The sequence below is a fragment of the Salinispira sp. genome (genome assembly GCF_059431795.1).
This window is the reverse complement of the sequence record NZ_JBXWXS010000038.1, coordinates 40,379-66,675: the sequence shown is the minus strand read 5'-3', so window position 1 is coordinate 66,675 and position 26,297 is coordinate 40,379. Positions and strand designations below refer to the sequence as shown.

The following is a 26,297-nucleotide window of genomic DNA, read 5'->3' as shown; positions in this document are numbered from 1 at the left end:
ACGACATGGCCTAAAATAAAGGCAACTGCGAATGCTTGAGAAGAAATCTGAAGCGAAAGCCGTATGAGGGAAAACCTCACGTCCGGTTTGACGAGGGGGGCAGGCGCAAGCCTGCCTCTACTCTACCCAAAGCAAAAAAACGTACCTATCGGCTACGCCGACCGTGCAACTTCTCATAGTCGCGAACGTTTTCCAAAATTGCTCCGCATTTTTGGAAAACGGGGCGGCGGGCAGGCCTGCCGCCCCGTTAGCTTTCATTTTTTCAACAATCCTCTTGATGGGTGTATGACAATGTAGTACTCTTATAATATGGTTTATTATGATGAAGACATCAGAAAAGGTATTCGAAAGGGAAAAATTCCAAAAGAAATTGTTAAACTTTTTATACATGCATTTGAATCTATTGATTCCACAAAAGATTTAAACCTTTTTGATATAAAGAAATTAGTTTCAGATTCTTCAACCAATTACTATAGACTGCGAAAAGGGAAATATCGTGCTGTTTTTAAAATTGAAAATCATGATATTTTTGTGTTGGGAATTGGAAAAAGAACGGAGGTGTACAAAAGATGGCCGTAGTATCAGTAAGATTGAACGAAGAAGAAGAAAAAATTCTGGAATATTTAACAGAATACTTTCATGAAGAAAAATCATCTCTTTTTAAAAAATCAATGTACGAACTGTATGAAGATATTCAAGATATAAAATTTATTGAGAATTATATTGATGAATCAAGAAAAAAGAATAAAAAATATATAACAGCTGATGATTTGTTAAAATAAACCTGAATGAAAAACGACAGCTAACAGGATTTACCTGGTTCGGCCTCGGGCTTCACCCAAATTGGGCTTCGGCCAACTTCAGGTAAATCCGGAACGTTTTCCAAAAAGTGCTCCGCATTTTTGGAAAACGGGGTGCCGGATAGCAGGCGGGCCTGCCCGCCAGCTGTCTTTCGCTGCTTCGCAACTTCAGACAACTGGCGGGTATCCTCAATGTCCTTCCCAAGCCTTCTGCATGTTCAGACTACTGCGGATACCCGCCGCCCCTTTATATGGGATTTTTCTTGAATAATGTTTAAACAATGTATATACTCTGGGTATGGAAGCAAAGATTCAGAAATGGGGTAATAGCCTCGGAATAAGAATACCAATATCAATCATTAAAGAATTATCTTTAAAAAATGGTTCTGTGGTAGATATTGAGGAAAATGAAAACAGAATTGTTATCTATCCACCTAAGGTTAATGATGCGATGTCTTTAATTGATAAAATTACTGACGAAAATCTTCCTTCTGAAGTAGATTGGGGCATAAACGAAGGTGATGAAATTTGGTAGAGCAGAAGTATATTCCTCGAAAAGGAGACTTAGTCTGGTTAAATTTCACTCCCCAATCAGGACATGAACAAGCTGGGAAAAGACCAGCTATTGTATTGTCTCCTATAGAATACATCAGAAAAACAAATCTGATGATCGTTTGCCCTATTACAAGCAAGGTAAAAGGCTACCCATTTGAAGTAAAAGTAACTGGAAAGAAAATAAATGGTGTTGTTCTTTCTGATCAGGTAAAAAGCTTAGATTGGAAAGCAAGAAATGTTACATTTATTGAAGAGGTTTCAGAAGAAACACTTGATGAGACTCAGGAAAAATTACTGGTTTTAATTGGATAGACTCAAGAAAAACGACATATAACAGCAAAAATACGGCTTCGCTTCGCTCAAATTGGCTTCCGATGGTCGCCAACTTCGCCTATTCGCGAAACATTTTCCAACATTCCGCCTTCGGCTGCATCCAAATTGCCTATGGTCGCAAGCTCCCGACGGCAACTTCGCATTTGTGGAAAACGGGGCGGCGGGCCTGCCCGCCAGTTGTCCCGACATCTATCGTTCGGAAGGTAGATTGCTGCTGCTCCACTCGTCCGGCGATTCTATGCTGAGCTTTGATCCCGTATCGAATCCGGAAATGGGTGTGACATCCCGGTAATGACTCTTAAAACGTAAATAAGGATACGGACTGCCGTCTTCCCTGCTGATGTGTTGTGCCTCTATAAGATAGACTTCCTGATCGGATAGGGATGCCTTTGACGAATATACAGTACCTCTCCCGGATACATAGTTGCCTGAGTTGTCGTTATATACCGAAAACCCCGAATATCGCTGCATGCCTTTGGGAATCTCTTCATCAAAGATGATTCGATAATCGGTCACTTGACCTATTGCTACTCCAGGGACTGGGAGCTCCGGCTCAATTCGCCCGGATGGAGCACCCCGGGGAACCTGTCCTGCTGCACTGATTACCCCATAGCTCGGGTGACTAATAGTCAAAGTCACCGGGTCTCCGTGGGATAGATCTAACGTGCCATTCGCCAGGGTAAAATACGTGCCGCCATCCTGTGATTCCAGGGCCCGGCCGTTAATTTGTATAAGCAGATCCTCCAGGCCGGTCGTTGGATTTCCGTCAAGATTGGTGATTCTGGCCGTGACTCCGTAGATGGGATCATTTTCAGGATATTTACGGTTACTACGATATACATTAACTGAAATCTGAAGCTCATTCGTGTCAATAGCCTTAACCCTGGGGGCCTGATCATCAGTTTCTGGATCTACGGCAGGGGCATTGGAATAGGGTACGGACAGATGGAGTTTGGCCAGATACTGTACACCATCCTGAACAATAACCAGGTTCTGATAGATAAATCGCGATGGAGTATCTCCACTTCCGACAAGAAGATCCGATGCATCTTGAGTAAGCTCGATAACAGAAGCCGGTTGGAATACGTGAATATCGTCCTGCCAGAACATTCCGGTAAGGTACAGCTCTGCCGATGCGAAATCCAGTGCTCCGAAATTCAGGCTGTATCTCAAATCTTCATCCTGACCGACCGACTGCTGTAACGCCTGGAGACTGAAAGATACAGACCCGTCTTGATTGGAGTATGTCTTTTTTCCATCACTGCTGCTCCATAGCAGTTCAACTGTTTGACCGGGATCGGGAAGGGGTAACCCGGCATCACCGCTGTCAATTGCCTGATTTAATTCCGGTCCCAGGTCCTGACCCGCCGCCCGGGCGTAGCGAGCCAGTGAATCTCGCAGCTCTAATAGGCTTGAGCGGGTAAGATGATGAAACGGTGGTAGCCAGAACTCAGGATCCAAGCCTTCAAAAGGTACCAGCAGTCCGCCTTCATCGATAACCCGGCTGAGAAGGGAAAAGGTTTGATCATCGCTAAGATCGGCCCGTACAACTTGATCCACAATTTCTGTGAACATGGGACGATCAGTGAGCCGATTGGGAATGTTAACATCCGCACCGCCTTCAATGAGCCGGATAGCCGCCTCAAATTCACCATCCGCAAGGATGGCAGTCAGACAGCTGTAATCCTTATACCCGGGAAGGTTGGGATCCGCTCCCGCATCAAGCAGAGCTTCAAAGGCCCAGTAACGATCTTCAGTGGTACAGGCATAATACAGGGCATGATACCCTTGGCTTGTACGGTAATTTACATCACCTGCAAATTTAACGGCGCGATGAAAGGCTTCCTGCTGATTACGCCCTATTAAGCTAGTAAGGATTGAATAGGAAGCCACAGAATCGAAGGTGGCATCGCTTTCCTGGTTTTCCAGGCGTGTTAGCTCTTCAGACAGTTGTTGCGTGCTGGCATAGTCGCGGAGAAACCATATCAGCGGTCGCCGGGAATTAGGCAGCTGGGTTCGTTGTTCCGGAAATAGATCCATAAACGCATCCAGATCGGGAGCAAAGTTTTCGACTTCTGTATTCGTGTCAAGATTGCCTTCTTCCAGTTCGCTGATTGTTGAAAAATGTTGTCTGTTCACATAGCTGAATAGTGCATTGTAGCCATTACTATCCTGAACATCTTTTGGGGCTCCATTTCTCAGCAGGGCCCGGACGATATCAACATTTCCATGAGTTGCTGCGGCGAGCAGGGGATGAAGGCTGTTGTTTCGCCGGGCGTTTACATTGGCACCTGCCCTGATAAGACGGAGAGCCTCTGGAGAATAATTCCTGATTATGGCATCCATGAGAGCCGTGTCTCCATGTTTGTCTTTGGCTTCAATATCCGCACCATGATTGAGAAGAATCTCAAGGGATTGCGGTTCCCTGTGTATTACCGACCAATGCAGGGCGGTGCTTTTCAGTGTGGCATGGGGTACATTGGGCGAAAATCCCTGCTCGAGAAGATATGAAAGAATCGCCGGCGCTTGTACTGCAAGTCCGGTCCAGGAATTCGACTTACGAGGAGGGGTATCATAGAAGGTTCTTCCCTCTTCCCTGGCTTGTTCAATGACCTGGACTACCGTTTCAAGATCTGAATTCTGTATTCCCCGGAAAAGCTGATACTCGTGGTAAAAAGCGCCGAGTACTGAATGAGACTCTGAAGATGGATCAAACAGCATCAGGCTGTTATCATCAAGTTCTTCTCCTTTCGGTGGATTCGGTAATTCATGCAATTTTCCTGCATAATCTGGAAGACCCGGAATGGCTTCACTGAGAATCTCCCTTCCCTGGAGTGAAAACGCATCCCAGTTTTCTGCTTTCCAGGCACCTTCCTCCAGAAGTTCTAAACAAAAGAGCGCTCTGTCGCGCATATGAATTGCTCGGTTATTCGAGGAACGATATATTAATGCCATCCCCGCCATTTGTCCGTTTGCAATGGTCAGAAAGTCATAGTCCAACTGAACGAGCATCAGTCCGATATCTTCCATAAGATATTTAGCTTCGTAACTTTTGAGATACTCTGCAGCATTCGCCCAGCGCACCAGGCTGGATAATCTGCTCAGCTCGTATGCATTTACAACCTGAATGCCAATAAACGCTGCATTTGATACCAGGAAGTCGGTGGTAGCGTCATCATCAGCTGGTATTTCCCCTTCAGCAATCTGTGTGAGAATCCGGCTGTACAGCCCGCGGTAACCGCCGGTGATCCGTGAATCCAGGGCTTGCAGCAGTTCTGCCCGGGATTCCACATCCCAAAATTTCGAAAGGATTCTTGCCGCTCTTTCACCGTCTTGAATTTCTAAAACATCGGGGGCAACGTTGTTCTGGAGGTTCAGCGCGGCACTTGCCAGAACTCCGAGAGTAATCATTTTCTCATTTGGTCCGGGATATTCAGGGCTGACTCTGCGCTGCAGCGCCTGGTCAAGAACCATGGAACCGGTGGCTTCAAATTCTTGAGGAACCTGTTCGGCCTGATCCCCAATAAGCACCCGGGGATCAGGTACCGTCTCACTCACGGACACACAGGAGCTGAGAGCGGTAATTAGCAATGCAATTCCCAAAGAAACATACAATGGCATTTTTTCTGTCTTGATCAGTTCCATGTGAGCGCCCACCTATGAATACGTATTACCTTTCGAGGATACCATAGTATAGCGTCTTATCTCCAATATGTGTATATGGATTTCGAATCCGTGCTTGCATCCCTTGCTCTTGCCCTTGCCCTTACATTTCTGGAAGAATTGGGATGGTCCGGCTTCAGGAAGAATCCGGGAACCGGTTACAAGCTGTAATTACCGGCCCCGCTCCATCCAAATTACGCCGAATATGAGTGTCAGTATAACAGCTTTCCACCTGGGAATACCCTGCTTTCGACCCGCTGAAAATCCCAGTGGCAGTTCCAGCAGATGTATGAGCAGCACTGCGGCTCCCGCTGTTGAGGCGGAGAGGAGAAACCAGTCAGGAGCATCGGGAAATGCGAAGCGGGACGCAAGACCGGTGATTATATACATCCAGCCGGCAACAGCCCCCGCTTTGAGAGCCCGGCGCATCAGCGAATCACCGACATGCCGCCGTCCAGATGCAGCACCTGACCCGTCATCCATGAGTATTCACCCAGAAGAAATGCTGCGCTCAGCTTCCCAACTTCCTGCGGGGCGCCAATTTTCTTCAGGGGATGCCGTTCCTCCATCGCCTGCAGTTTTTTTTCACTGGATATGAATTTGGAAGCCAGTGGTGTGTCAGTGAGGGAAAGAGCTATTGCATTAAATCGGATGTTCGCTCCGGAATATTCTGCAGCCAAAGAGCGTACCAGTCCCTCAACCGCCGACTTTGCCGCTGCTATGGAACTGTGAAACGCCATGCCCGTTTGTGCCGCAATGCTGCTGTAGAACAGCACATCCCCTCCATCTTTCATGAGCGGAAGCAGCTGTTGGAGGGCGGGAATGGCCCCAAAGCAATTGATCTGCATGTCATCTCTGAATGTGTTCAGAGAGAGGGATTTGAAGGGTTTCAGGTTGATAGTACCCGGGGCGTATAGGAAGCCGTCGATGCTGTCTACATCTTCAGGAATTCCCGGAAAATCATCCTCCGTATCCCACTCCAGGGTTTCCACCTGAGAAAGTTCGGTTCGCGGCTGTGATCGGGTATATGCGATAATCCTAAGCTCTTCGTCGCTTTCTGCTTGAAGCCTTTGAATGGTGTTCAGGGCGATTTCAGAGTTTCCGCCGGCAATGATGTATGTTTTCACAATGAACCTCCGTTTTCCAAGCACACGGCCCCCATATAAGCGATCGGCCGTTGCTGGTATTGGAAAGATACTGCGGAAGTGGGCGGGGAGGCAAAACTAACGCTTAAGAAATTCCATATAATCTTCCATCTCTCTGGGCAGAGTCTCTCCTGATTTTTCGAATTTTTTAATCCGGCTTTCCAGCTTGAGAATTTCCTTTCTGCGGCGGTTTTGAAGTTTGGTTTCAAGATCCGCATAGAGGGGCTTCTTGGCAATCTGCTCCCTGGCCTGGGTATCGAAGGGGACGAAGCGGTAAAATATCTCCCGAACTACCGGATTAAAGCGCACCTTTCCTTCATACTCATACAGCACCCAGGTAATATAATCGGAGCTGAAACGGTCCCGGTCGGAGCGGGTTTTCTTAATAAATTCCTTCAGCTTTTCTTTGTGTGCCGATGAGAGTTTGGGGTTTTTGCGGTAGAATGCGATGTAATCATAATATGCTCCCGAAAGCCCCCCTTCTACTGGATCCATCCAGTTTGCGCCGGCCACCGATCTGGACAGCTCCCAGCGGAACTGGGCCAGCAGATTACCGATTCCTTCATCGATCTTTTCGCTGAAATACAGGGGGATCATAAACCGGGCAGGACTCTCTTTTTTGGTGCCGTCCAGTTCCTGCCACATCATCATTCTGTTTCCGGCCACCGGATATACGACGAAGTACGGGAGTACTTCTTTTTGTACGATATCTGTGCCAAAACGGTGTTTGCTCACCACCTCCCGGTAAAAAAGGCTGAAGTCCCTGAAGTGGAATTTCTCCCCAGCCTCACTGCAAGCTTCCGGGGAGAACAACATTCGTGACAGTCCTCCTCCCAGCACCTGACTGGTGAGTATGGGGAGGGACTTTCGTTTGGATCCGTACAAGATTTTGGATAGCTCTATTGAAACCTGACGGATCTCATAGCGCACCTTATCTTCTGCGGTATCCTGGTATATATATGCCGAGGATTCCCGCTCCTTATTAGACATTTTTTCCTGGCGTTTGATGGTTTCTCTGAAGCCTTCCCCCATTTCGTTGATACTGGGGTTAGCATCTCCGGTATAGATTTTTTCCAGGAAATACGGAAGGGTCATGGCAGGCAGGGGTTCTTCAACATAGAGCATCTGGGAATATGCTTCATCGATGATTTTCAGGTCCTCTTCGCTGAGAAGCGTTTCATCCACAACCCCAAAATGGAGCATAATTCCGGGGATGAACGACTTCAAGTCCGTATTGATTTGCTTAAGAAAGCAGATTTCATACAGCTCCCAGTACATGGGAGTAAGTTTTTTCCGAAGACTTTCAGCGTCGGGATCGGCTTTGTACATACTGTCAAGCTTCTTTAGCGAATCCAGAGTGCTCCGGAAGTCCTCCATGAAATTTTCACTTACATCGGCAAAGTCGAGAATCTTTTCCAGGAGATTCCGGTATTTTCCCAGGTTGTCTCCCGAAGCGTCCTGCTTTGGGGAGTCATGGGTGAACATATTGTCCTGGGATTCGCTGCTGCTCTCTGCTTCAGGTTTTTGACGGAAGTCCAATAATTGCTGATACATGGGGTGGGTCTTGGTCAGATCCTTGTGAAGGAGTTTGAAGGCATCCCGATGACAACGCCAGCTGAACTTCCACAGATAGTGGCGGAACATCCGGAAGTTCAGATCGGTTTCCTCGCCCACAGAAAGAACCGTTGTCACCCAGCCTGCATCACTGTAGAGAATGTCGCTGAGAAGCCATATATGATGTACGATCTTCTCATTGTGTCCCACCAGCTGTTCAAGACTTTGAATGAGAAACTGGTACACATAATAATTTCCCGGTTCGTCCTTATTGAACAGTGCATGTATGAGCTTATCGGGCTTTCGAAGCAGCCGTTTGATAAACAGGTATTGGGAGTAATCCAACATGTTTTCGATGCTGAGATTATCATACTGAATGTAAAGATCCAGTCCGCTTTGAATACGCCCCAGAAAGACATTGGAATCCCAAGATTCGGGCATTTTCTCGCCCCTCTGCTCCAGTTCGTACCGGAGATAGCGGGAATACTCATGGATATTAACATTGTATCTGTCCGGAAGGGTCTGAGGTTCTTCCCGGTTATCCAAATCCGAGCCCAAAGCCAGGCTGTCCTGTATGGATGCGAGCTTGTGCCAGAGATATTTGTAATTCTTAAAGAGATATATGGCGGATTCTATCCGTTGAACCAGTGCCTGCATCACTTGAATATTTAAATGCATATTCTTCTGCAGAAGATGAACCACCATATGATCTTCCACCGGAATATTGGAGATGATGCAGTCGCTGACACTTACAACGGTATGTCCAAGGGGGCTGTTGTTAAACAGGCCGAGAATTCCGCATACCGTTTCACCTTTGATTAATCCTACCCGCACACCTTCTACAGGGGAATCTTCCGGTTGCGACCCACTCTCTCCTTGGGTCAGGGGAGCGCTTTCGGAGGAAGAGATCATCTCCGCCATTCCGGAATGGATGATGAGGATGGAGTTCACCGGATTTCCCTGGAGCAGGAGGACGGTGTTTTTTTCAATTTTCTGTTTGCTGATACGCTGTGTCAGGTCAATGTTGCTCATAGTACCAGTTTCACCTCAAAACGGGATATTTGCAACGCCGGGATCAGCGCATCTGATACAGAAAAAGGAAGAATTGAGGTGGATAGTAAATCGGTGTAGTATATCTATTCAAGGAGTGTACATGTATCACATATTAGAGCTTTCAGGACAGTACAGCGAAACCGGCCCGCAGAGCGGGGGCATAGTTTCCATGCTTGGCACAGAGAAACGATTCCGTTTCGACCATTTTTTCACCCGGGTTGAATGGCTTCTTAAGAAGAAAAGGGTAAACACTGTGGTGATTTCCGTTGCGCCGGACTTTTCCACGGGTAATCTGTCCGGGATCGTATCGGTTAGAGATCAGCTTCTTCGCCTGAAGAAGGCGGGAAAGGAACTGATTTTCTATGCCCAGGATTACGGTATGCAGGAACTGTATCTGGCTTCCGTATGCGCCAGGAGGGTTATTCATCCCCTCGCGTTCCTGCATTTTCAGGGGATCAGCAGGAGTTTCAGATTCTTCCGTGAACTCATGAAAAAGAACCATATTGAGGCTGAAATTATCCGGATAGGCCGCTATAAATCAGCGGCAGACGCCTTCCGGGTATCGGAAATTGATGAGTTCAACCGGGAGCAGTATGAAGCCATATTCAAAGATCTGCTGGCAGAATACCGCCGCGCTGTGACCCAGGGGTACGGCATGGTTGAGGAAAAAATTGACGAGCTGCTGAACGGCCGGATTCTAAACGCCGATGAAGCCATTAAAGAGGGCTGGGCCCATGAGCAGGACAGTCTTGATGGGATCCTTGCAGGGTTTCAGGAGGATAAAACCAAGGAAGTGAAGCGAAAAAAAGAGAAAACATCCACCGGGAGGGGGGCAAAGGTTGCCGTCCTGATTTTTGAAGGGGGAATTAAAGACGGGCATAATGATAATAATATGATGTTCGGGCAGATGATCGGTGCCCTGGATTATGTGCCGGTAATCCGGAAACTCGAAAAGGATAAGTCGGTGAAGGCTGTGATTTTCCGTATTAACTCAGGCGGCGGCTCGGCGGCAGCTTCAGAAGATATTGTCCGGGAACTGGCGAGGGTGAGGAAGAAAAAACCGGTAATTGTGTCCATGAGCGCAGTGGCCGGCTCGGGAGGGTATTGGATTGCCACCGAGGCGGACAAGGTTTTCGCAGAAACCACCACGGTTACCGGCTCAATCGGTGTAATCAGCCTGTTTTTCTACGCCCGGGAGCTGTTTACCAAATGGGGAATAACTCATTCCACCGTGAAAGAGGGCGAGCATGCAGATGTGGGGTCCATGTTGCGTCGTCTTAGTGAGAAGGAAGTGAACATTCTCAAAGAAGGCGTTTCCTGGATTTACCAAAAATTTCTGAACAAGGTTGCGAATGCACGAAACATGAGCAGCGATGGGGTACACGAACTGGGGGAAGGGCATGTGTTTACCGGAACCCGGGCAAAAGAGATAGGATTAATCGATGAGGTTGGTGGACTCAACGAGGCAATAGAAGAGGTCAAGACCCGTCTTGGGAAAACCCGGGTTAAACTGAATTTTCTCCCCCGGCGGAAGAAAAGCCGTATTGCTAAGCTTCTGGGAGGCGGGGAGGGAAAGAGTTCTCCCTACGCTCAAGCGGCTGCCATCTCTGCCCTCTCCCTCATGGACGATGTGCGGGAGTGGAACGGCAAAACCCTGGCAATGATGCCCGGTCAAAACTACTACAAGGATTAATTGCTGTGGTTCTCTGATTTTTGGCTTACTCTGCTTGTTAGCTGCTCTGGCTGCTTTTGGGGATTTGAGCCGGGAGCAGCTGCCGGTCAGGGGCTTCACAGCCCCATGACCTCTTTCAGCGGGATATAGATGGTGAGAATGAGACCGATATAACTGAGGTTGTAGAAAAAATCCTCCAGCGGAATGTGGATGAATTTGATGCCGAATATTGCTTTGGGATTATATCGAATGGTGGGAAGGGCGGTGTATATGCCGTTGACTACGATAAAAGCGAGAAAAATTAAAAGCATGGACCAAAGATATCCTGAGGCGGCAATGACTCCGGGGGTGAAAATTCCGGATGCAAGAAAATAGAGGGATGTGGACAACATTGCCAGGAGGGTGTAGCCCTGTTTTCTCCAGATTAATGCGGGAATGATGAATACGGCGGCGAGGAGAAACTGCAGCCAAGCCATATCCGGTTGGGCCGGGGTGCTTCCGAAGTATGCGAGGACCACTTCATAAATAAACACACTGGGATAGGGAATCAAGAGAAAGAAGAGCCATTCGCCAACCGGAAGATGAAATACCCGCATGCTCCCAACGTACTCATCGTTAAACTCCCAATGTCCCTTGGATGTCACCATAATATCCCAAATAATGTAGACACTTCCCACAATGAGGGTGGCGATTAAAAGAGGCACAAGGTAGCTGATGTAGTGAACTTTGCTGTCAAAACTCATTGCAAAGGGGCCTGCAAAACTTAAAACTGCAATAATTGTGTATACATGCTTCTTCATTCTGCCTCCGGTGGAAATCCAAGATGATGTTCCACTATAATCTGATCCATTGTAAGACCTATCCGCATTTGCTGGACAGTTACATTAAGCTAATGCTCAACTGTGCCTGCGTCAAGAAAAACCGTTTAACCGTCCAACCTGATTATCACCTTGCCGCTTAATCCTCCGTTCAAGGCATGCTGTACAGCTCGAGAAGGAGGGAATTCCTGAAGCGACCAGCTTGAGTCCACCACCGGACGAATGGTGCCGTTGTTGATATTTCGCTGCAATTCCATCATCCGCTTGGCCGACGGATATGCCAGCATTATGCCGCTGCGGATCCTGTCTGATCGAAAGCTCCATTTCAGGATTCTCATAAGCTGCCTGGCGATGTAGTCGTTGGGAATATACACGGGATAATAGACGGATCCGGAAACCCGGCGCTCCAATAGCATTTCCGGACCGTTCTCACCCCTGCCCCGGATAAGGGCTCCCGGAGCATCCACAATACCCGGCCAGGGCCCCTCCTGCCGGGCGTAGTCCAGCCAGTGGTTTCGGGGTACCACGTTGAAGGCCCCCAGCTCTTTCAGGAGCTGAGCCTGGTGCTCCCGGCCCACTGCATGAACTTCATATCCACGGTCTGCCAAAATCTGGAGTGCAATGCTGCCCACACCGCCTGCTGCACCGATGAGAAGCACCTTTCCCCGAGAGCGGGGAGGGAAGCTCCTGCAAACCGCCAGCGCACTGATGCCCGCTGCGGGGAGGGAGGCGCCCTGTTCCCAGCTGAAGCCGACGGGAAGAGAGATGCAATGGGCGGCTCTGACGTTGATCCGGGTGCTGCCAGATCCTCCAGAGATGGGGGACAGCATGCCGGCCACCCTGTCACCGGGTTTAAATTCCGGTGAACGGGATTCAAGAACTTCACCTGAAAAATCGCTTCCGAATACCCGGGGAAACAGCGGGCTCCGGCGGCGGGAGAGAAGATGCATGAGGCGCACCCCCGCAATCTGCTCGCCGGCCAGAATTTTCCAGTCCACGGGATTTACGGAGATGGCATGCACCCTCACCTGAATGCCGCCCCATCCCGGCCTTCCCGGGGGCGGCGATTTGCCGTATTCCAGGGAATCGGGGCCGCCCCAGGATCTATATTGTATGGAGCGATCGCTATGCCGGCTCATGTGAGATCGTGCATCCGGAGAATCAGGCAGGATACCGGAGGTTCTGCTCGCCGATATTTTCCAGAACTTCATGAAGGAATTTTTCGGATTCCCAGTGGGTCATGGTAAGATCGTGGCTGAGAAAATTTCCACAGTCCTTCGCAGCAGCACCGGGAACCTCATTGTTGAATTCACTCATAAAGCGGAAAAGATTGGTAATGAGATCCACTATTTCGGCACTTTCCCGTTTTCCTTTCAGTACAAGGTAGAAACCGGTGCGGCAGCCCATGGGACCGAAGTACACCACATCGTCCTTCCACTCATCGTCGTTTCGCAGGAAGGTGGCTCCCAGGTGCTCAATGGTGTGAAGAGCGGGAACATCAACCACCGGTTCACGGTTCGGTTCCTTCATCCGGATATCGTAGGTTGTCACGTAATCGTCTCCAACCTCATCAATACGGGATACGTAAATTCCCCGCAGCATTTTATTATGATCAATGGTGAATGATGGAATCTTATTCATAGTCTACCTCTCTTGCAGATATATATTTGGTTCCCCGGGGGGCGTCTAGAACATACTTCAGGCCGAGCTGCCGGTCAAATCCGGCGCTTATGCGGGCTCGACTCCGATTGCTTCATGGGGCTTTTCCCGGTAGTGCCTGAGCAATTCTAAAACAGTAGCGGCAGAGTTCATAGAGGCGGTGTGCAGGTTTTTTTGAAAGTCCCCGGGTGATGAGCTGTCCGCCTTGTCGCTGATACTGCGGATGATCAGGAAGGGAACATGGAAGCGGAAACATGTCTGGGCAATGGCCGCACTTTCCATTTCAACTCCCAGACTTTCGGGAAAATCCTTCAGCAGCTTCGCGATCTCATCGGGATGGGCAAGAAATGTATCTCCGGATACTATCATCCCGTTTACGGCTTTAAAGGAATCCAGTTCACCGATACAGCGCTGAGCCAGTGCCAACAGCCGCTGATCGCTGGAGAAAACCGGCGGCATTCCGGGAATCTGGCCTTTTTCATAGCCGAATGGGGTGGTATCCACATCATGATGTCCGATTGACTCTCCCAGAATGACATCTCCTATTGAGAGCCCCGGGTCCAGAGCGCCGGCGCTTCCGGTATTCACAATAAATTCCGGGGCAAAGCCTTCAATCATCAGCGTTGTGCCGATGGCGGCGTTCACCTTGCCAATTCCCGATTGCAGAAGGACGATTTCCAGATCTCCCAGACTGCCTGTGATGAAGCTGTACGGGCCCCTTTCCTGAACCACGGGAGAGCCAAGCTCCTGCCTGATTTTCTGTACCTCTTCTTCCATCGCCCCGATTATTCCAATCATTCATACCTGCCTTTTCCATAATAAAATAAAAGCCCGGCGTACCTGCGGTACCCGGGCTCTTATTGCTCACCGGGTTCCGGTGTTACGCTCCCGGAACCCGTATTGTAAACCTATTCTACTGCTTTTTCAAAAAGAGTGCGCTTGCCGGCTCGACCTGAATGGTTCCCCCGGAAATAGTTTCAAGCACCGAGCTCCCGGCTTCTGTTTTGTTGACCAGTACGCCGTAGCTCCCTTCCGGAATGGTGAACGGAGCAGACCCTTCTCTGTCGGCATTCACAAAGCCGTACAATTCACCGGAAATAGCAACCCCTATGCCCTTGGCATTGGAGCTTTCCAGGATGCTCAGTTCTTCAGCGGTGGCTGCACCCAGAAGCTCCTCCGATCTCCTCAGCTCAATGAGACCCCGGTAGTAGTCGGTAAGTTCACTGTTCACTTGTGCCAGATCGTAGTCGATGTAGTTGGTGTCATTATCTGCGCTGTAACTGTTGGGGCTGGGGGTGCGGTACACGATGTTGTCGGAGCTGGCTCCCAGGCCGCCGTTTTCGGTGATCTCCGGGGGATTCCCCTCCAGATCGGGAGTGATTTTTCCTCTGGCCCATTCCTGTCCCAGATGCATCATGATCGGGCCCTGGGAAAAGAAGAGGCTGGCTGCGGCAATTCTGTGTGCGTCAAGAAGATCGGGGGTCAGCTCGGTGTACTCCCGGATGTCTTCAATGCGATTAATGCTGCCGTCCTCGTTGTAGAAGGAATACTCACCGGACTGAATCCGCAAGTTGTCTCCCAACGTGGCGTCGTCATGGCTCTCAATGTATTGAACATACTGATGTGGTTCAGCGGGGTTAATGTCTCCCCACCAGGCCATAAGGTTTTTTGCGCCATTGGTATCTCCCAGAACGAACACATCTCCTTCTTTGGTGGGGCGGTTCTGGGAACGCACCGCATCCCGGATTTCCGAGTTCCATTTACTCCAGCCAAGTTCAAGAAATTCCTCTGCGCTGGTGGCCCCTTCGCCCCCCCAGGGTTCGGCAATGAGCATTACATCCGGATTAATGTCGGTGGCCATCTCATAAATTGAACGGATTGTTTCAGGATCGTGGCTGGCTGCCAGATCGAAGCGGAAGCCGTCGATGTGATATTCCTCCATCCAGTAACGCACGGAATCGAGAATCATTTTCCGGGCCATTTTCCGCCGTGATTCCAGTTCGTTGCCGGTGCCGGTTCCGTCCTGATCCTTGTAGTAGAAATCCCGGTCGATGAGCATGAGCGGCTGATTGTCGTATTTGGAAGTATGGTTGTATACCACATCCATGAGCACGGCAATTCCGTTCTTATGAAGTTCCCTCACCATGGTTTTCATCTCGTCAACCTGACGGCCGTCGGTGCCGTTCCATGTTCCCGGCTCCAGGGTTCCGTTGCTGGCATAGTAGCTTTCCGGGGCAAAAAAGTTGAAGGTCATGTATCCCCAATAGTTTTCCCCATACCCGTTCCAGGTGTTGAAGTATCCCAGCCTGTCTTCCTTATATGGAGCCTCAATATTGTTGAAATCCTGAAGGGGGAGAAATTCAACGGCGTTCACGCCCAGATCCATCAGCCAGTTCATACCTCCCCGGGCAGCGTTAACAACTCCAAGATAGGTTCCAGGGTTCTCCGCTTCAGCGCTTGGATGGGTGGATAGATCCCGGAGGTGAGCCTCCATGATAATGGCATCGGCAATGTCCAGTCCCAGAGCTTCGGTACCCTGCCAGTCGAATTCGTCCCGGTCATAGATAAGGGTGAGACCGAACTGGGGGTAATCGTTGCTGGATGCCAGGGCATACGAGTAGGGATCGGGAAACACCGTGTCTGCCGGTATTTCCAAATCATAGGCCGTCGGATCCGCGTAGCGTTCTGTAATGCGGTATCCGTAAAACGTACCGTAGAGTTGTCCATCGATAAACGCTTCAAACACCTGGTTCCCGTCATTTTCCATTTGGATTACTTCCCGGGCATCTTCGCCGGGAGCATCGAAGAGGTGAAGCTCCACGGCTTTGCCTCTTGGAACAAAAAGGCGGAATGCTGAAACTCCGTCCTCCAGCCGGTAACCCATGGGTTTGTCTGAATACATGTTATTGAAGACAATGTCTTCAAGCTTATCAGATTTAACTCCGATGGAAGCGCTGTACTCCCCAGCCGTATCCTGTACGGTGACGGTATAGTCCTGGTTCAGCTGAAAGTCCCGGTCTGTTGTGAGAATAATTGCATTCCGGTTTCTCTCAACATCCGCTATTTCCAGTTCAGGTTCGATACTGAATTCATAGGAACTGATATCCTCCGGAAGTCCCAGAAACCTGAGTCCCACTTCCCGAAGGTCTGAAATTTCCGCAACGGTGAGCTGAGTAGGCACTGAGCCTCCGGTGCTTGCACAGGAAGCGAACAATAGTACTGCCAGCAGTCCGCCGGCCAATATTCCGGTGGAAATTATATGCCGGAGAGCCGTTCCCCCACGGCCCCGGGTGCTTTGCTGTTTCATGATGATCCCCCTTGATCTGTTTGCTCGATTATACTTCCCCATACGCTTTTTTCGCAAGGAAAATAGCCCTCCGCCGGTACCGGGATTGGGTGTCCGGGTACTGGCGTATAATCCACCATTTCATTAGTATCAGTGCCATGATCAACCAAAATGTAAAAACGTTCTACACCTTTACCGGTCTCCAGAGTCTTGGCCGGGGAATCTGGATGGGGAACATTTTATCCCTCTATATTGTACTTCTGGCCGAGTCTTCAACGGGAATACTGGGCCTCACTCCCAATGAACTTCTGGGATCCACCTCGGCGGTTACCGGAGTGGCCATGCTGGTATCGGTTCTTCCCGGCGGGGTGCTTGCGGATAAATGGTCTATTAAAGGTACGCTCATGCTCGCGGCGGTTCTGGGATCTTTCGGCCTGGCCATGCTTGCCTTCGGATCCGGTCTTACGGCGATAGTTCTGGGACTCTTTTTCTGGGGGTTGTTTCAGGGACTCTCACGGCCCGCTGCGGAAACCATGCTGGCAAACTCTACTGTAAGCGGCGAGCGCTCATCCATTTATGCCAGGGCCCATGTGATTGATCAGATCGGTATGGGGACCGGGCCCCTTTTGAACATTATCCTGTTTTTGGTTCTGGGTGACCGCTGGGAACTTCCTATTCTTCAACGGGTAATGCTGGTGGGGATTCTCTTCTCCTTTGCATCGGCCCTGGTCCTTATGAATGTCCGAAAAGAGCACAGCCTGGGTGACGAGAGCGAAGCTCTGGATCGGGGCGGTGATTCACGCTCCAAGCCCTCCGCCGCCAGGGATACAGGGTTGAGCTCCCAAGATGCAGGGGCGGGCGCAGCACGTCAGGTTCGCCGGGAGAAATTCCGGGAAGGGGCCTCCCGCTTCATTCCCCATGTGTTTCTGGCATCGAGCTTTATTATCGGCTTCGGTGCCGGCATGACGGTGAAGTTCTTTCCGGTGTTCTTTCGCTCAATTTACGGGCTTCAGCCCATTGCCGTGCAGATCGTAATGGGAGTGGGGTTGCTGTTCACCGCAGCTGCAACCATGGCTGCACAGAAACTTTCGGTGAAGCGGGGGCGTGCGGAAATGATCGTGGGACTCCAGGCCCTTTCCATCGCCTCTCTGGTGGGAATGGCGTTTTACCCATCGCTGTGGCTGATAGTTCCCCTGTTCATTTTTCGCGGGGCTCTGATGAACGCCACTACACCTTTGAGCCGAACCATTGTTATGGATTACGTACCGAAGAAACGCCGAGGTGTCTGGAGCAGTCTCCAGACCGTAGCCTGGGGGTTGTTCTGGAATGTTTCGGCCATGCTTGGAGGTTTTCTCATAGGCGATGATAATTTCCGCTTTGCGTATCTTATAACAGCCGGAATCTATGTTCTCGGAACGGTGATCATTATTCCCCTCATTCCCCTTATTCACCGGGAGCAGGGCTCTGTTTCTCCCGCACCCGCTGCGCCGGTGGAAAAAGTTATCCCCGCAGGGAAATAACCCCCGCATTCCGGAGGGCAGCGACCACACTGCAGCCTAGGACACAGGGCTGGGTAAATCCTCCCTCCCCGCATGCCCAATCCCGGGGGCAGCCCCTGTAAAGCCGCGGCGGTTGAGAGATGCCGTCATCCGCCGTCGATTTCCCCGGAGAGCCAAATGCCCACTCGGGGGCTTGAATATTCTAAATCTTTCTGTCATAAATATTTCGCTATGAAAATTGCTGTATTGCTCTCCGGTGGAGTGGACAGCTCTGTAGCTCTCCATCAGGTAAAAACACACGGCTTCACAGATATAACCGCATATTACCTGAAGATCTGGCTTGAGGATGATGTGAGCTTCCTGGGGGAATGCCCCTGGGAGGAAGATTTATCCTACGCCAGAGAGGTCTGCCGTCAGGCAGGCGTGGAACTCAGAGTGCTTCCCCTTCAGCTGGAATATTACGATAAAGTTGTCTCCTACGCATTGGCGGAACTGAAAAAGGGCCGAACCCCCAGTCCGGATATTTTCTGTAATCAGCGGATTAAGTTCGGAGCGTTTTTCGATGCAGTGGATGAAGACTACGACCTGGTGGTAACCGGGCATTATGCCGATGTACGCACCGAGGATGACGGTCTCCACCATCTGTATCAGGCTCCGGATGGGGTGAAAGATCAGAGTTACTTCCTTTCCCATCTCAGTCAGGAACAGGTGGCCAAACTCTGGTTCCCGCTGGGAAACATGCAGAAGCCCCGGGTGCGTGAGCTGGCCGAATCCCTCGATCTTCCCAATAAGGCCCGAAAAGACAGCCAGGGGATCTGTTTTCTGGGGAAAATTAAGTACCCCGACTTCGTCCGTCATTATCTGGGAGAAAAAGAAGGCGCCATTGTCCGCCGGGAGAATGGTGAACAGCTTGGGACCCATAAGGGGTTCTGGTTTCACACCATCGGACAGCGAACCGGTCTGGGGCTGGGTAACGGGCCCTGGTATGTGGTGGACAAGGACAGCGAACAAAACATTGTATACGTAAGTCATAAAACCGATATAGAGAACGCCTTTTATCGGCAATTCATCTGCACCGAGCTCACCTGGATTGCCGGCAGGCCCCCGGAGTGGCTGGGCGACCCCCGGCTGCGCTCCGGCGACCCCCGTACCCTGAGGCTGAAACTCCGCCACGGTCCCAAAATGACAGAGTGCCGGGTACGCCTGGCTGGCAGGGAAGAGCTTGAGCAGTCGGGGTTACGGGGGCCTGATCTTGCGGACTCCCAGCCCCGCCTGATGGTGGAGATGACCGAAGGAGATAAGGGGCTTGCGCCGGGGCAGTTCGCGGTATTCTACCTGGATGACGAGTGCATTGGCAGCGGAAAGATCCAGCGGGCCATGCATCAGAATGTTGCTGCCCCAGGGAGGCCGGCCACTGCCCGGGAAATTTCCGGGCAGGAATCAGGCAGCGGTTCTGAAAGGATCTCTGAGATAAGCCCGGGAAATCAGGGAGCGGCCGCCCATGCTTAAAACATTCAGCCCTGAGCTTGGCCGGAGTGGAACCTCCAGCGCATATCAGGCGGCGGCCGGGGAGTTTCCTGCCCGTCCTATGGTGTACGCCCCGGTATCCGTGGCTCCAATGATCGACAAAACCCACCGCCACTTCCGCCGTTTCCTTCGTCTTCTCACGAAGCAGACGCTTCTGTATACGGAGATGCTCACCCCCAGTGCCATTATCCATGGAGACCGGAACAAACTTCTGGATTTTGATGAAATTGAGCGTCCTATTGCCCTTCAGCTCGGCGGCGATGACCCGGAAGAAATGGCGGAGGCGATTCGGATTGCCGAGGATTGGGGGTATGATGAATACAACCTGAACGTGGGCTGCCCCAGCGACAGGGTTCAGAACAAGAATTTCGGAGCCTGCCTCATGGCCGATTCCCCCCGGGTTGCCGATCTTCTCAAGGCCATGTATGAAGCAGGGACCCGGCCGGTGTCGGTGAAGCATAGAATTGGAATTCAGAGCCGGATTAAAGATCTGGATCTCAGCGCGTATGAAGATATGCGAAGCTTTGTTCTTCGACTGAAGGACGGTCCCGCCCAGCGCTACAGCGTTCATGCACGGGTGGCAATTCTCGAAGGCCTGAGCCCCAAAGAAAACAGGAACGTTCCCCCTCTCAGATACGATGAGGTGTACCGCCTTAAAGAGGAATTTCCCGAATTGCACATAGAAATAAACGGCGGAATTAAAACCCACGGGGAAATTGCATCCCATCTACAACACTGTGATGGGGCGATGCTGGGACGGCTCTCTTACGAACGCCCCTGGCGCTTTGCTTCCATGGACCGGCAGTATTACGGAAGACAGACGGCGGATTTTCGGATCCCCGGTCCCGATGATCTTCTTGATCCCAGCCGCAGGGAGATACTGGAAGAATACTTTGAATATATGAAGGAATGGAGCTCCCGGGGAATGAACGTCAGGAGCCTCGTATGGCCGGTTCTCGAATTATTTGCAGGACAGCCGGGAAGCCGGCGCTGGAAGCAGACTCTCAGCCGGGCTCTGCCCCGGGGAATGAGCGCTGGCGATTTTCTGGATGAGGGGCTGGCTTCGGCTCCGGAGGAATTTCTGGATATCCGGGCCTCCGATGATCCCCTTACATCAGAATAATGGACCGGAAGAGAACACCCAATCAGGCAATCTCATCAGGAGGGGACCATGGCATATGCAGCCAAAGATCAACTGGGAAGCCGACTGGAACGCATTCTTGCAGACCGTTCACCGGGCAGGGTTCTGGATGTGGGCTGCGGTGACGGCAGTTTTCTGGATGAACTGATCTCAGCCGCCTCCACCCCTCCGCTGGAAGTGTGGGGTGTGGATCCTGATCCCGATTCTCTGTCGGAAGCCAAACGCTTTTTCACTCTTCACGGACCTGATATTCCCTACTATTTTTTGGAAGGATCGGCTCCCCGGCTGGATCTTCCGGTTCATGAATTTCATACCCTCAGTTTCCAGGATATGCTCCACCACATGTCCGGCACGGCTTTTTCCCATGAAATGGACGGTGAACGCAGAGAACTGATTGAGGACTTGGTGGATCAGGCGGAAGGATATCTGGATTCCGACGGCCTGATGATTATCTCCGAGGTTGTTGCCGGTGAGGGCAGTCTGAGCACTGAGGCCGAGTCGGCGCGGGCGACCCGAACCGCCCTTCATAATCTGAAAGCGGAAATTGATGTTCTCCAGGGCATCCCCCACGGCTATACGTTTGCCGGCGAACAACTGCTTCAGCTTCTCTCAGATCTTCTGGACAAGAGAAATTTCCATATAATTCACGGGGCCATTTTTGAGGATCAGGGGGATATTGTCCGCCCGGGGAGGGAAGACTCGGCCCTTGAACAGAGCTTTGAATTTTTCCGCAACTATGCAGAGAGTCTGACCGCCCCTTTGGACGGTTCTCCGGCGCATAAAATGGACGGTACGCAACGCTCCCGCATGCGGGATCAGTTTCTCTACCGCTTGGAGCCTCTCCGGCTGGCGGCAATGAATAACGGGCTGCTTGCCCAGCGTCGGCTTCTTATAGCCGCCCGGAAAACAGGGCTGAAATAAATGAACAGTTTCTGGCATAACCTGGAGAAGCCGGTAAGCGTACTGGCTCCCATGGAGGAAGTGACGGATTCGGTGTTCCGGGATGTGGTTCACCGGGCCGGCCGGCCCATGGTGTTTGTGAGTGAATTTGTGTCCACCGGCACCATGCTCAGGGGTGAAAAAGAGGCTGTGCGCCGTCTGGTTTTTCATGAAAATCACCGCCCTATGGTGGCTCAGATCTGGGGGAACAAACCCGATGAGTATTATCTGGCGGCACGGGAACTTCACAGGAGAGGGTTTGACGGCATAGATATCAATATGGGCTGTCCTCAGAAGAAGATTACCGTAAAGGGCTCCTGTTCCGCCCTGATCAACAATCCCGGTTTGGCCGCCGAGCTGATAGATGCAGCCCGACAGGGAGCAGCCTCGGCATACCGGGAGTGGGGGGATGAGCATGAGGGACCCCAGGGCAGGCTTCAGAAAGATGCCCCCTTGCCGGTGAGCGTCAAAACCCGCATAGGCTTCTCCCGGCCGGCCACTGAAGAATGGTGCGGCTTCCTGCTTGAACAGAAGCTGCCCTTGCTTACGGTGCACGGCAGGACCACCGCCCAGCAGTCGGAGGGAGAAGCAGACTGGAATGAAATTGCCAAAGCGGCAGCCCTTCGCCGCAGTATCAGCCCCGAAACTCTGCTGTTTGGTAACGGCGATGTGATCCACCCCTCTCAGCTGCAGGAATATCCCCGTCGCTACGGTGTGGATGGTATTATGGTGGGGCGGGGAATCTTCTCTAATCCCTTCCTTTTTGCCGGTGAAGAGTTTCATGATCTTCCCGCCGCCGATCAGATCCGCTGGGCAATGGAACATCTCTCCGCATACCGCTCCGTCTATGAAGGCAATCGGAACTTCGAAATCATGAAAAAATTTTTTAAAATATATCTTACGGGTTTTCGTTCCGCGGATGAACTCAGAGATCAAATTATGCAGACCCACGATTACGATGCTGCCATGGATGTGCTGAAAATGGCTGCCGTTTCCTGATTATTCATTCGGTGGGGACTTTGGCTTTTCCTCCCCCTGCCAACCTGCCGGCCCTTTGCTCCTCCGCAGCCCCCTGCCGACCTTCGGCTGCTCCGCAGCCCCCTGCCACCCTGCCGACCTTCGGCTGCTCCGCAGCCCCCATCACCTGTTCTTTTGTTCAATATATTAAATATTTTCTGGCGGAATGACACATTCGGGAGTACAATAATCCCATGAGGGGGAGTACCTCAAACCACGAATCCCCCTTGCGGGAGACGCTATGGAACTTACCACCAAAATCATTCCGGATGCTTTTAAAAAGAACATCCCTCAGGGAATGCGGCTGCTTTGGAAGCAGGATATTGAGGTTCTCCTTGTAGAATCCGTATACTGCCCCAACGGTCATAATCTGTTGGTGGACAGCGTTCGTATTCACGACGAACCGTCCATCAAGTTGAAAATTCAGGTCGGAGGCCAGGAAGGGCTGGTGTTTCTTGACTCCATCTGGGGAAGCCACGCCAATTTGTTCACATTTCTGGGTACCGGGCTCTCTCCGGATGCCAAAACCGAAGCATACTGTCCCTACTGCGACGCCCATCTCAATGTCAAACGCAGCTGCAGCAATCCCAAATGTGACTCACCCGATCAGATTGTTCTTTATCTTCCTGGCAGAAAAAACGAGATCCAGATCTGCCCCAGGGTGAGCTGTCCCCACCATGAATTAATTATCGAAGAAATTGAAGAACCTGTCCTGCAGGAGCTGAGCGACATCAATTATTTTGGTGCCGGTCAGGAGGATGTTTTCGGGGGAATTTGACCCGCCCGGAACGCTGTGCCGGGATCATTTCACGCGCCATACCAGGAGGTACCATGAATTATGTATATATAGAGCCCGACGAGTGCAAGGGCTGCCGTCTCTGCGTCCATTTTTGTCCAAATAACTGTCTCACCATAGGTTCGCAGATCAATCAGCTTGGGTATCAGGCAACCATTTTCCGCAGCGATAAATGTACTGCCTGTGGAATCTGCTACTATGTGTGTCCCGAACCGGGGGCAATTACCGTACATTCCGGTGAAGATGTGATCCCCGAAGAACTGAAAAAGGGGGCCAGCTTTGCGTAAACAACTAATGAAAGGAAATGAAGCGGTCATATACGGCGCCATTCTGGGGGGCTGCACCCACTTTTTTGGCTATCCTATAACTCCGGCCAGTGAAATTGCCCATGCGGCGGCGGAACTTTTTCCCAAGAGCGGACGGCATTTTCTTCAGGCAGAAAGCGAAGTGAGCGTAATTAACATGCTTTTCGGTGCTGCCAGCGCAGGATCCCGGGTAATGACCGCAAGTTCCGGCCCAGGGGTTGCTCTCATGGCCGAGGGACTGAGTTATCTTGCCGGGGCGGAGCTACCCTCGGTTCTTGTGGACGTGCAGCGGGCGGGCCCAGGACTGGGGAATATCTGGCCCGAGCAGAGCGACTATAACATGGTGGTGAAAGGCGGCGGGCACGGAAATTACCGCAATATTGTTTTAGCCCCGAACTCGGCACAGGAAATGTGCGATTTCACCTACAAGGCTTTTGAACTGGCTGACCGCTACCGCATGACGGTATTTGTTCTCTCAGATGCCTATATCGGCCAGATGATGGAGCCGGTGGCATTTCCTCAGGAAGTGAAGCATTCGGAGCACCACGACTGGGCGCTCTATGCAGACGCAGAAAGCCGTGAAAATCTGATTACGTCCATTCACATGAATAGAGATTTGCTCTCAGATCATAATAAAAAGCTGATGCAGAAATACGCCGGCCTTGAAGATGAGATTGTGGATTACGAAGAATACCGTCTGGAAGATGCCCAGTTTGCATTTATTGCATATGGAATCTCCAGCAGAATTGCCCATACCGCCGTAGATGAACTGCGAAGCAAGGGTATTGCTGCAGGTTTGCTTAGGCCCAAGACCCTCTTCCCCCTGCCTGAAACACGAATCCGAAAGCTTGCATCGGAAGTTGAACAGATTTCCGTTATGGAGCTCAGCGACGGACAGCTGTGTCAGGACGTTCAGCGGATTATTGCGGAAAACGTGCCGGTTCACCCATATCTGTGGATGGGCGGCGTGGTACCGCCGGTGGAGGAAGTTGTAGCCAGGGCTGAGGCCGATGCGGCCGCCCGCCCGGTGAAGGTCTGAAGGAGATATACATGGTTAAATATCAAAAACCTGAAGCATTTTACGATACATTTGAACGAAAGGGTGCGGGACAGAAGGTGACCCATTATTGCCCCGGTTGCGGACACGGCACGGTGCATAAACTGCTGGCGGAGCTGATCCAGGAGATGGGGATTAAAGATAAAACGGTGATGCTTTCTCCGGTGGGATGTTCGGTGTTCGCCTATTACTATTTTGACACCGGAAATATTCAGTGCTCCCACGGTCGTGCTCCAGCGGTGGGGACGGGCGTAAAACGGGTGCGGGATGATTCGGTGGTGATATCCTACCAGGGTGACGGAGATCTTGCGGGTATCGGTACCACCGAAATTATTCATGCGGCAAACCGGGGGGAAAACATGACCGTGGTGTTCATTAACAACGCCATTTACGGTATGACCGGCGGACAGATGGCACCCACTACACTCCAGGGGCAGAAGACTGCCACGACTCCCGGGGGGAGAGACCTCCTTAATGACGGTGCTCCCATCGGAATGGCGGAAGTAATGGACGCCATCAAGACTCCGGTGTTTATCGAGCGGGTTTCGGTTGCGGATTACAAACATATCAGGAAAACCCGGAAAGCTCTCCAAAAGGGTCTTCAAAATCAGATAGATAAGAAAGGTTTTTCGTTCATAGAGATACTTTCCCCCTGTCCCATCAACTGGAAGATGGGCTCTGTTGAGGCCAGGGAATGGATTTCCGGAAGCATGGAAAAGATGTATCCGCTCAAGAATTTCCGGGACGATGACAGACCCTCTGCCCGGCGGGATGAGGCGGATGTTCTGGATGATGACAAGCTGAAGGCTCTCTTTGCGGGCAGCAAGGATCTTCCGGATATGAAACCACGCCCCTTGGAAGAGGATCAGCTGGTAAAAATATGCGGTTTCGGAGGTCAGGGAGTACTCTCGGCGGGAATACTTCTGGCGAACTGTGCCATCACCGAAGGGCTGAATGCCACCTGGCTGCCCTCCTACGGACCGGAAATGAGGGGCGGGACGGCAAATGCCAGTGTAATCTTATCCCAAAAAGAGATCGGCAGTCCGGTTGTGGATTATCCCAACAGTCTCATCGCCATGAACCGGCCCAGCCTGCTCCAGTTTGTAGATAAGGTTCAGCCCGGAGGGTTGATCATCGTGAATTCTTCGGTGGTTCAGGACAAGGTTGAGCGGGATGATCTGCGGGTAATCTATGTCCCCGCAACAGACATGGCAAAAGATGCGGGGCTGATTAATGCGGCGAATATGATAGTTCTCACCATCTATCTCCTGGAAAAGCAGGTTGTGGATATAGAAACCCTGAAAGCCGTGGTTCCTCTCAGCCTGAAAAAGCAGGAGTTCCTGGAGATCAACCTCAAGCTTATAGCGAAAGCCGCTGATTTTTACCGGGAATATAAAGACTGATTCCAGCCGTTCGGAATGTGGGATGTCCGGGGAACGGGCATTCCCGGTCTGTTTCTGATGCAGGATGAATTGTAT

22 protein-coding genes and 1 pseudogene are annotated in these 26,297 nt (G+C 51.1%); 14 read left to right on the top strand and 9 right to left on the bottom strand.

Annotated features, from left to right (window positions below; all coding sequences use genetic code 11):
* The first annotated feature begins 309 nt into the window (after positions 1 to 309).
* The 4 genes from AC52PS_RS13205 to mazF all read left to right on the top strand — a co-directional run bounded on the left by AC52PS_RS13205 (position 310) and on the right by mazF (position 1,667).
* Positions 310 to 579, top strand: a complete 270-nt coding sequence (locus tag AC52PS_RS13205; protein WP_495563541.1) for a type II toxin-antitoxin system RelE family toxin — start codon at positions 310 to 312, stop codon at positions 577 to 579.
* On the top strand, positions 570 to 782 hold the full coding sequence (locus tag AC52PS_RS13200) for a DUF6290 family protein (RefSeq protein WP_495563540.1): 213 nt from the start codon (positions 570 to 572) through the stop codon (positions 780 to 782). The genes AC52PS_RS13205 and AC52PS_RS13200 overlap by 10 nt, the downstream gene beginning before the upstream one ends.
* Positions 783 to 1,098: 316 nt before the next feature.
* Entirely contained in the window at positions 1,099 to 1,335 is a 237-nt protein-coding gene (locus AC52PS_RS13195; RefSeq protein WP_495563539.1) for an AbrB/MazE/SpoVT family DNA-binding domain-containing protein, read from the top strand.
* Positions 1,329 to 1,667, top strand: coding sequence for an endoribonuclease MazF (gene mazF, locus AC52PS_RS13190; protein WP_495563538.1), 339 nt, complete (start codon positions 1,329 to 1,331; stop codon positions 1,665 to 1,667). The genes AC52PS_RS13195 and mazF overlap by 7 nt, the downstream gene beginning before the upstream one ends.
* 210 nt (positions 1,668 to 1,877) lie before the next feature.
* Here the strand turns inward: mazF and AC52PS_RS13185 are convergent, their stop codons facing one another.
* The 4 genes from AC52PS_RS13185 to AC52PS_RS13170 all read right to left on the bottom strand — a co-directional run bounded on the left by AC52PS_RS13185 (position 1,878) and on the right by AC52PS_RS13170 (position 9,082).
* Positions 1,878 to 5,333, bottom strand: coding sequence for an ankyrin repeat domain-containing protein (locus AC52PS_RS13185; RefSeq protein WP_495563537.1), 3,456 nt, complete (start codon positions 5,331 to 5,333; stop codon positions 1,878 to 1,880).
* Positions 5,334 to 5,522: 189 nt separating this feature from the next.
* Positions 5,523 to 5,741 carry a hypothetical protein gene (locus tag AC52PS_RS13180; protein ID WP_495563536.1) on the bottom strand — a complete coding sequence of 73 codons (219 nt, stop codon included), beginning with the start codon at positions 5,739 to 5,741 and terminating at the stop codon, positions 5,523 to 5,525.
* A 38-nt stretch (positions 5,742 to 5,779) separates the two neighbouring features.
* A complete protein-coding gene (locus tag AC52PS_RS13175; RefSeq protein WP_495563535.1) occupies positions 5,780 to 6,502 on the bottom strand; it encodes an SDR family oxidoreductase in 723 nt (240 codons plus the stop codon).
* 72 nt (positions 6,503 to 6,574) lie between these two features.
* Positions 6,575 to 9,082 carry a cyclic nucleotide-binding domain-containing protein gene (locus AC52PS_RS13170; RefSeq protein WP_495563534.1) on the bottom strand — a complete coding sequence of 836 codons (2,508 nt, stop codon included), beginning with the start codon at positions 9,080 to 9,082 and terminating at the stop codon, positions 6,575 to 6,577.
* A gap of 121 nt (positions 9,083 to 9,203) precedes the next feature.
* Between AC52PS_RS13170 and sppA the strand changes: the two genes are divergently transcribed.
* A complete protein-coding gene (gene sppA / locus AC52PS_RS13165) occupies positions 9,204 to 10,796 on the top strand; it encodes a signal peptide peptidase SppA (RefSeq protein ID WP_495563533.1) in 1,593 nt (530 codons plus the stop codon).
* Positions 10,797 to 10,891: 95 nt separating this feature from the next.
* Here sppA and AC52PS_RS13160 read toward each other — a convergent pair whose 3' ends face one another.
* The 5 genes from AC52PS_RS13160 to AC52PS_RS13140 form a co-directional block, all read right to left on the bottom strand.
* Positions 10,892 to 11,575: a lycopene cyclase domain-containing protein gene (locus AC52PS_RS13160; protein ID WP_495563532.1), complete on the bottom strand. Its 684-nt coding sequence runs from the start codon at positions 11,573 to 11,575 to the stop codon at positions 10,892 to 10,894.
* A 125-nt stretch (positions 11,576 to 11,700) separates the two neighbouring features.
* The gene (locus AC52PS_RS13155) at positions 11,701 to 12,732 is read right to left on the bottom strand and encodes an NAD(P)-dependent alcohol dehydrogenase (RefSeq protein ID WP_495563531.1); all 1,032 of its coding nucleotides are present in this window, start codon (positions 12,730 to 12,732) and stop codon (positions 11,701 to 11,703) included.
* 22 nt (positions 12,733 to 12,754) lie between these two features.
* Positions 12,755 to 13,234 (bottom strand): S-ribosylhomocysteine lyase, encoded by a 480-nt coding sequence (locus AC52PS_RS13150; protein WP_495563530.1) that lies wholly within the window; start codon positions 13,232 to 13,234, stop codon positions 12,755 to 12,757.
* A gap of 87 nt (positions 13,235 to 13,321) precedes the next feature.
* Positions 13,322 to 14,050, bottom strand: coding sequence for a 5'-methylthioadenosine/adenosylhomocysteine nucleosidase (locus AC52PS_RS13145; protein WP_495563529.1), 729 nt, complete (start codon positions 14,048 to 14,050; stop codon positions 13,322 to 13,324).
* A gap of 115 nt (positions 14,051 to 14,165) precedes the next feature.
* Positions 14,166 to 16,559, bottom strand: coding sequence for a hypothetical protein (locus AC52PS_RS13140; RefSeq protein ID WP_495563528.1), 2,394 nt, complete (start codon positions 16,557 to 16,559; stop codon positions 14,166 to 14,168).
* A 137-nt stretch (positions 16,560 to 16,696) separates the two neighbouring features.
* On the opposite strand from AC52PS_RS13140, the gene AC52PS_RS13135 reads away from it, so the two are divergent.
* From AC52PS_RS13135 to AC52PS_RS13095, 9 genes and pseudogenes are all read left to right on the top strand, one after another.
* The gene (locus AC52PS_RS13135) at positions 16,697 to 18,058 is read left to right on the top strand and encodes an MFS transporter (protein WP_495563527.1); all 1,362 of its coding nucleotides are present in this window, start codon (positions 16,697 to 16,699) and stop codon (positions 18,056 to 18,058) included.
* A gap of 210 nt (positions 18,059 to 18,268) precedes the next feature.
* Positions 18,269 to 19,417: pseudogene (mnmA, locus tag AC52PS_RS13130) on the top strand (tRNA 2-thiouridine(34) synthase MnmA); the annotation flags it as partial.
* A gap of 121 nt (positions 19,418 to 19,538) precedes the next feature.
* On the top strand, positions 19,539 to 20,687 hold the full coding sequence (gene dusA, locus AC52PS_RS13125; RefSeq protein ID WP_495563526.1) for a tRNA dihydrouridine(20/20a) synthase DusA: 1,149 nt from the start codon (positions 19,539 to 19,541) through the stop codon (positions 20,685 to 20,687).
* 48 nt (positions 20,688 to 20,735) lie between these two features.
* Positions 20,736 to 21,626: a class I SAM-dependent methyltransferase gene (locus tag AC52PS_RS13120; RefSeq protein ID WP_495563525.1), complete on the top strand. Its 891-nt coding sequence runs from the start codon at positions 20,736 to 20,738 to the stop codon at positions 21,624 to 21,626.
* The gene (locus tag AC52PS_RS13115) at positions 21,627 to 22,643 is read left to right on the top strand and encodes a tRNA dihydrouridine synthase (RefSeq protein WP_495563524.1); all 1,017 of its coding nucleotides are present in this window, start codon (positions 21,627 to 21,629) and stop codon (positions 22,641 to 22,643) included. It abuts the gene before it with no gap.
* Positions 22,644 to 22,902: 259 nt separating this feature from the next.
* Complete coding sequence (locus tag AC52PS_RS13110) at positions 22,903 to 23,439, top strand: hypothetical protein (RefSeq protein ID WP_495563523.1); 537 nt, start codon at positions 22,903 to 22,905, stop codon at positions 23,437 to 23,439.
* A 53-nt stretch (positions 23,440 to 23,492) separates the two neighbouring features.
* Complete coding sequence (locus AC52PS_RS13105) at positions 23,493 to 23,744, top strand: 4Fe-4S dicluster domain-containing protein (RefSeq protein WP_024266769.1); 252 nt, start codon at positions 23,493 to 23,495, stop codon at positions 23,742 to 23,744.
* A complete protein-coding gene (gene vorB, locus AC52PS_RS13100; protein WP_495563522.1) occupies positions 23,737 to 24,801 on the top strand; it encodes a 3-methyl-2-oxobutanoate dehydrogenase subunit VorB in 1,065 nt (354 codons plus the stop codon). The genes AC52PS_RS13105 and vorB overlap by 8 nt, the downstream gene beginning before the upstream one ends.
* A gap of 11 nt (positions 24,802 to 24,812) precedes the next feature.
* Complete coding sequence (locus tag AC52PS_RS13095; protein WP_495563521.1) at positions 24,813 to 26,222, top strand: 2-oxoacid:acceptor oxidoreductase family protein; 1,410 nt, start codon at positions 24,813 to 24,815, stop codon at positions 26,220 to 26,222.
* Positions 26,223 to 26,297 lie beyond the last annotated feature (75 nt).

Coding starts and splice junctions, on each gene's coding strand:
- AC52PS_RS13205 (WP_495563541.1), top strand. CDS start 310: ATGGTTTATTATGATGAAGACATCAGAAAAGGTATTCGAAAGGGAAAA.
- AC52PS_RS13200 (WP_495563540.1), top strand. CDS start 570: ATGGCCGTAGTATCAGTAAGATTGAACGAAGAAGAAGAAAAAATTCTG.
- AC52PS_RS13195 (WP_495563539.1), top strand. CDS start 1,099: ATGGAAGCAAAGATTCAGAAATGGGGTAATAGCCTCGGAATAAGAATA.
- AC52PS_RS13185 (WP_495563537.1), bottom strand. CDS start 5,333: ATGGAACTGATCAAGACAGAAAAAATGCCATTGTATGTTTCTTTGGGA.
- AC52PS_RS13180 (WP_495563536.1), bottom strand. CDS start 5,741: ATGTATATAATCACCGGTCTTGCGTCCCGCTTCGCATTTCCCGATGCT.
- AC52PS_RS13170 (WP_495563534.1), bottom strand. CDS start 9,082: ATGAGCAACATTGACCTGACACAGCGTATCAGCAAACAGAAAATTGAA.
- sppA (WP_495563533.1), top strand. CDS start 9,204: ATGTATCACATATTAGAGCTTTCAGGACAGTACAGCGAAACCGGCCCG.
- AC52PS_RS13160 (WP_495563532.1), bottom strand. CDS start 11,575: ATGAAGAAGCATGTATACACAATTATTGCAGTTTTAAGTTTTGCAGGC.
- AC52PS_RS13155 (WP_495563531.1), bottom strand. CDS start 12,732: ATGAGCCGGCATAGCGATCGCTCCATACAATATAGATCCTGGGGCGGC.
- AC52PS_RS13150 (WP_495563530.1), bottom strand. CDS start 13,234: ATGAATAAGATTCCATCATTCACCATTGATCATAATAAAATGCTGCGG.
- AC52PS_RS13145 (WP_495563529.1), bottom strand. CDS start 14,050: ATGATTGGAATAATCGGGGCGATGGAAGAAGAGGTACAGAAAATCAGG.
- AC52PS_RS13140 (WP_495563528.1), bottom strand. CDS start 16,559: ATGAAACAGCAAAGCACCCGGGGCCGTGGGGGAACGGCTCTCCGGCAT.
- AC52PS_RS13135 (WP_495563527.1), top strand. CDS start 16,697: ATGATCAACCAAAATGTAAAAACGTTCTACACCTTTACCGGTCTCCAG.
- dusA (WP_495563526.1), top strand. CDS start 19,539: ATGCTTAAAACATTCAGCCCTGAGCTTGGCCGGAGTGGAACCTCCAGC.
- AC52PS_RS13120 (WP_495563525.1), top strand. CDS start 20,736: ATGGCATATGCAGCCAAAGATCAACTGGGAAGCCGACTGGAACGCATT.
- AC52PS_RS13115 (WP_495563524.1), top strand. CDS start 21,627: ATGAACAGTTTCTGGCATAACCTGGAGAAGCCGGTAAGCGTACTGGCT.
- AC52PS_RS13110 (WP_495563523.1), top strand. CDS start 22,903: ATGGAACTTACCACCAAAATCATTCCGGATGCTTTTAAAAAGAACATC.
- AC52PS_RS13105 (WP_024266769.1), top strand. CDS start 23,493: ATGAATTATGTATATATAGAGCCCGACGAGTGCAAGGGCTGCCGTCTC.
- AC52PS_RS13095 (WP_495563521.1), top strand. CDS start 24,813: ATGGTTAAATATCAAAAACCTGAAGCATTTTACGATACATTTGAACGA.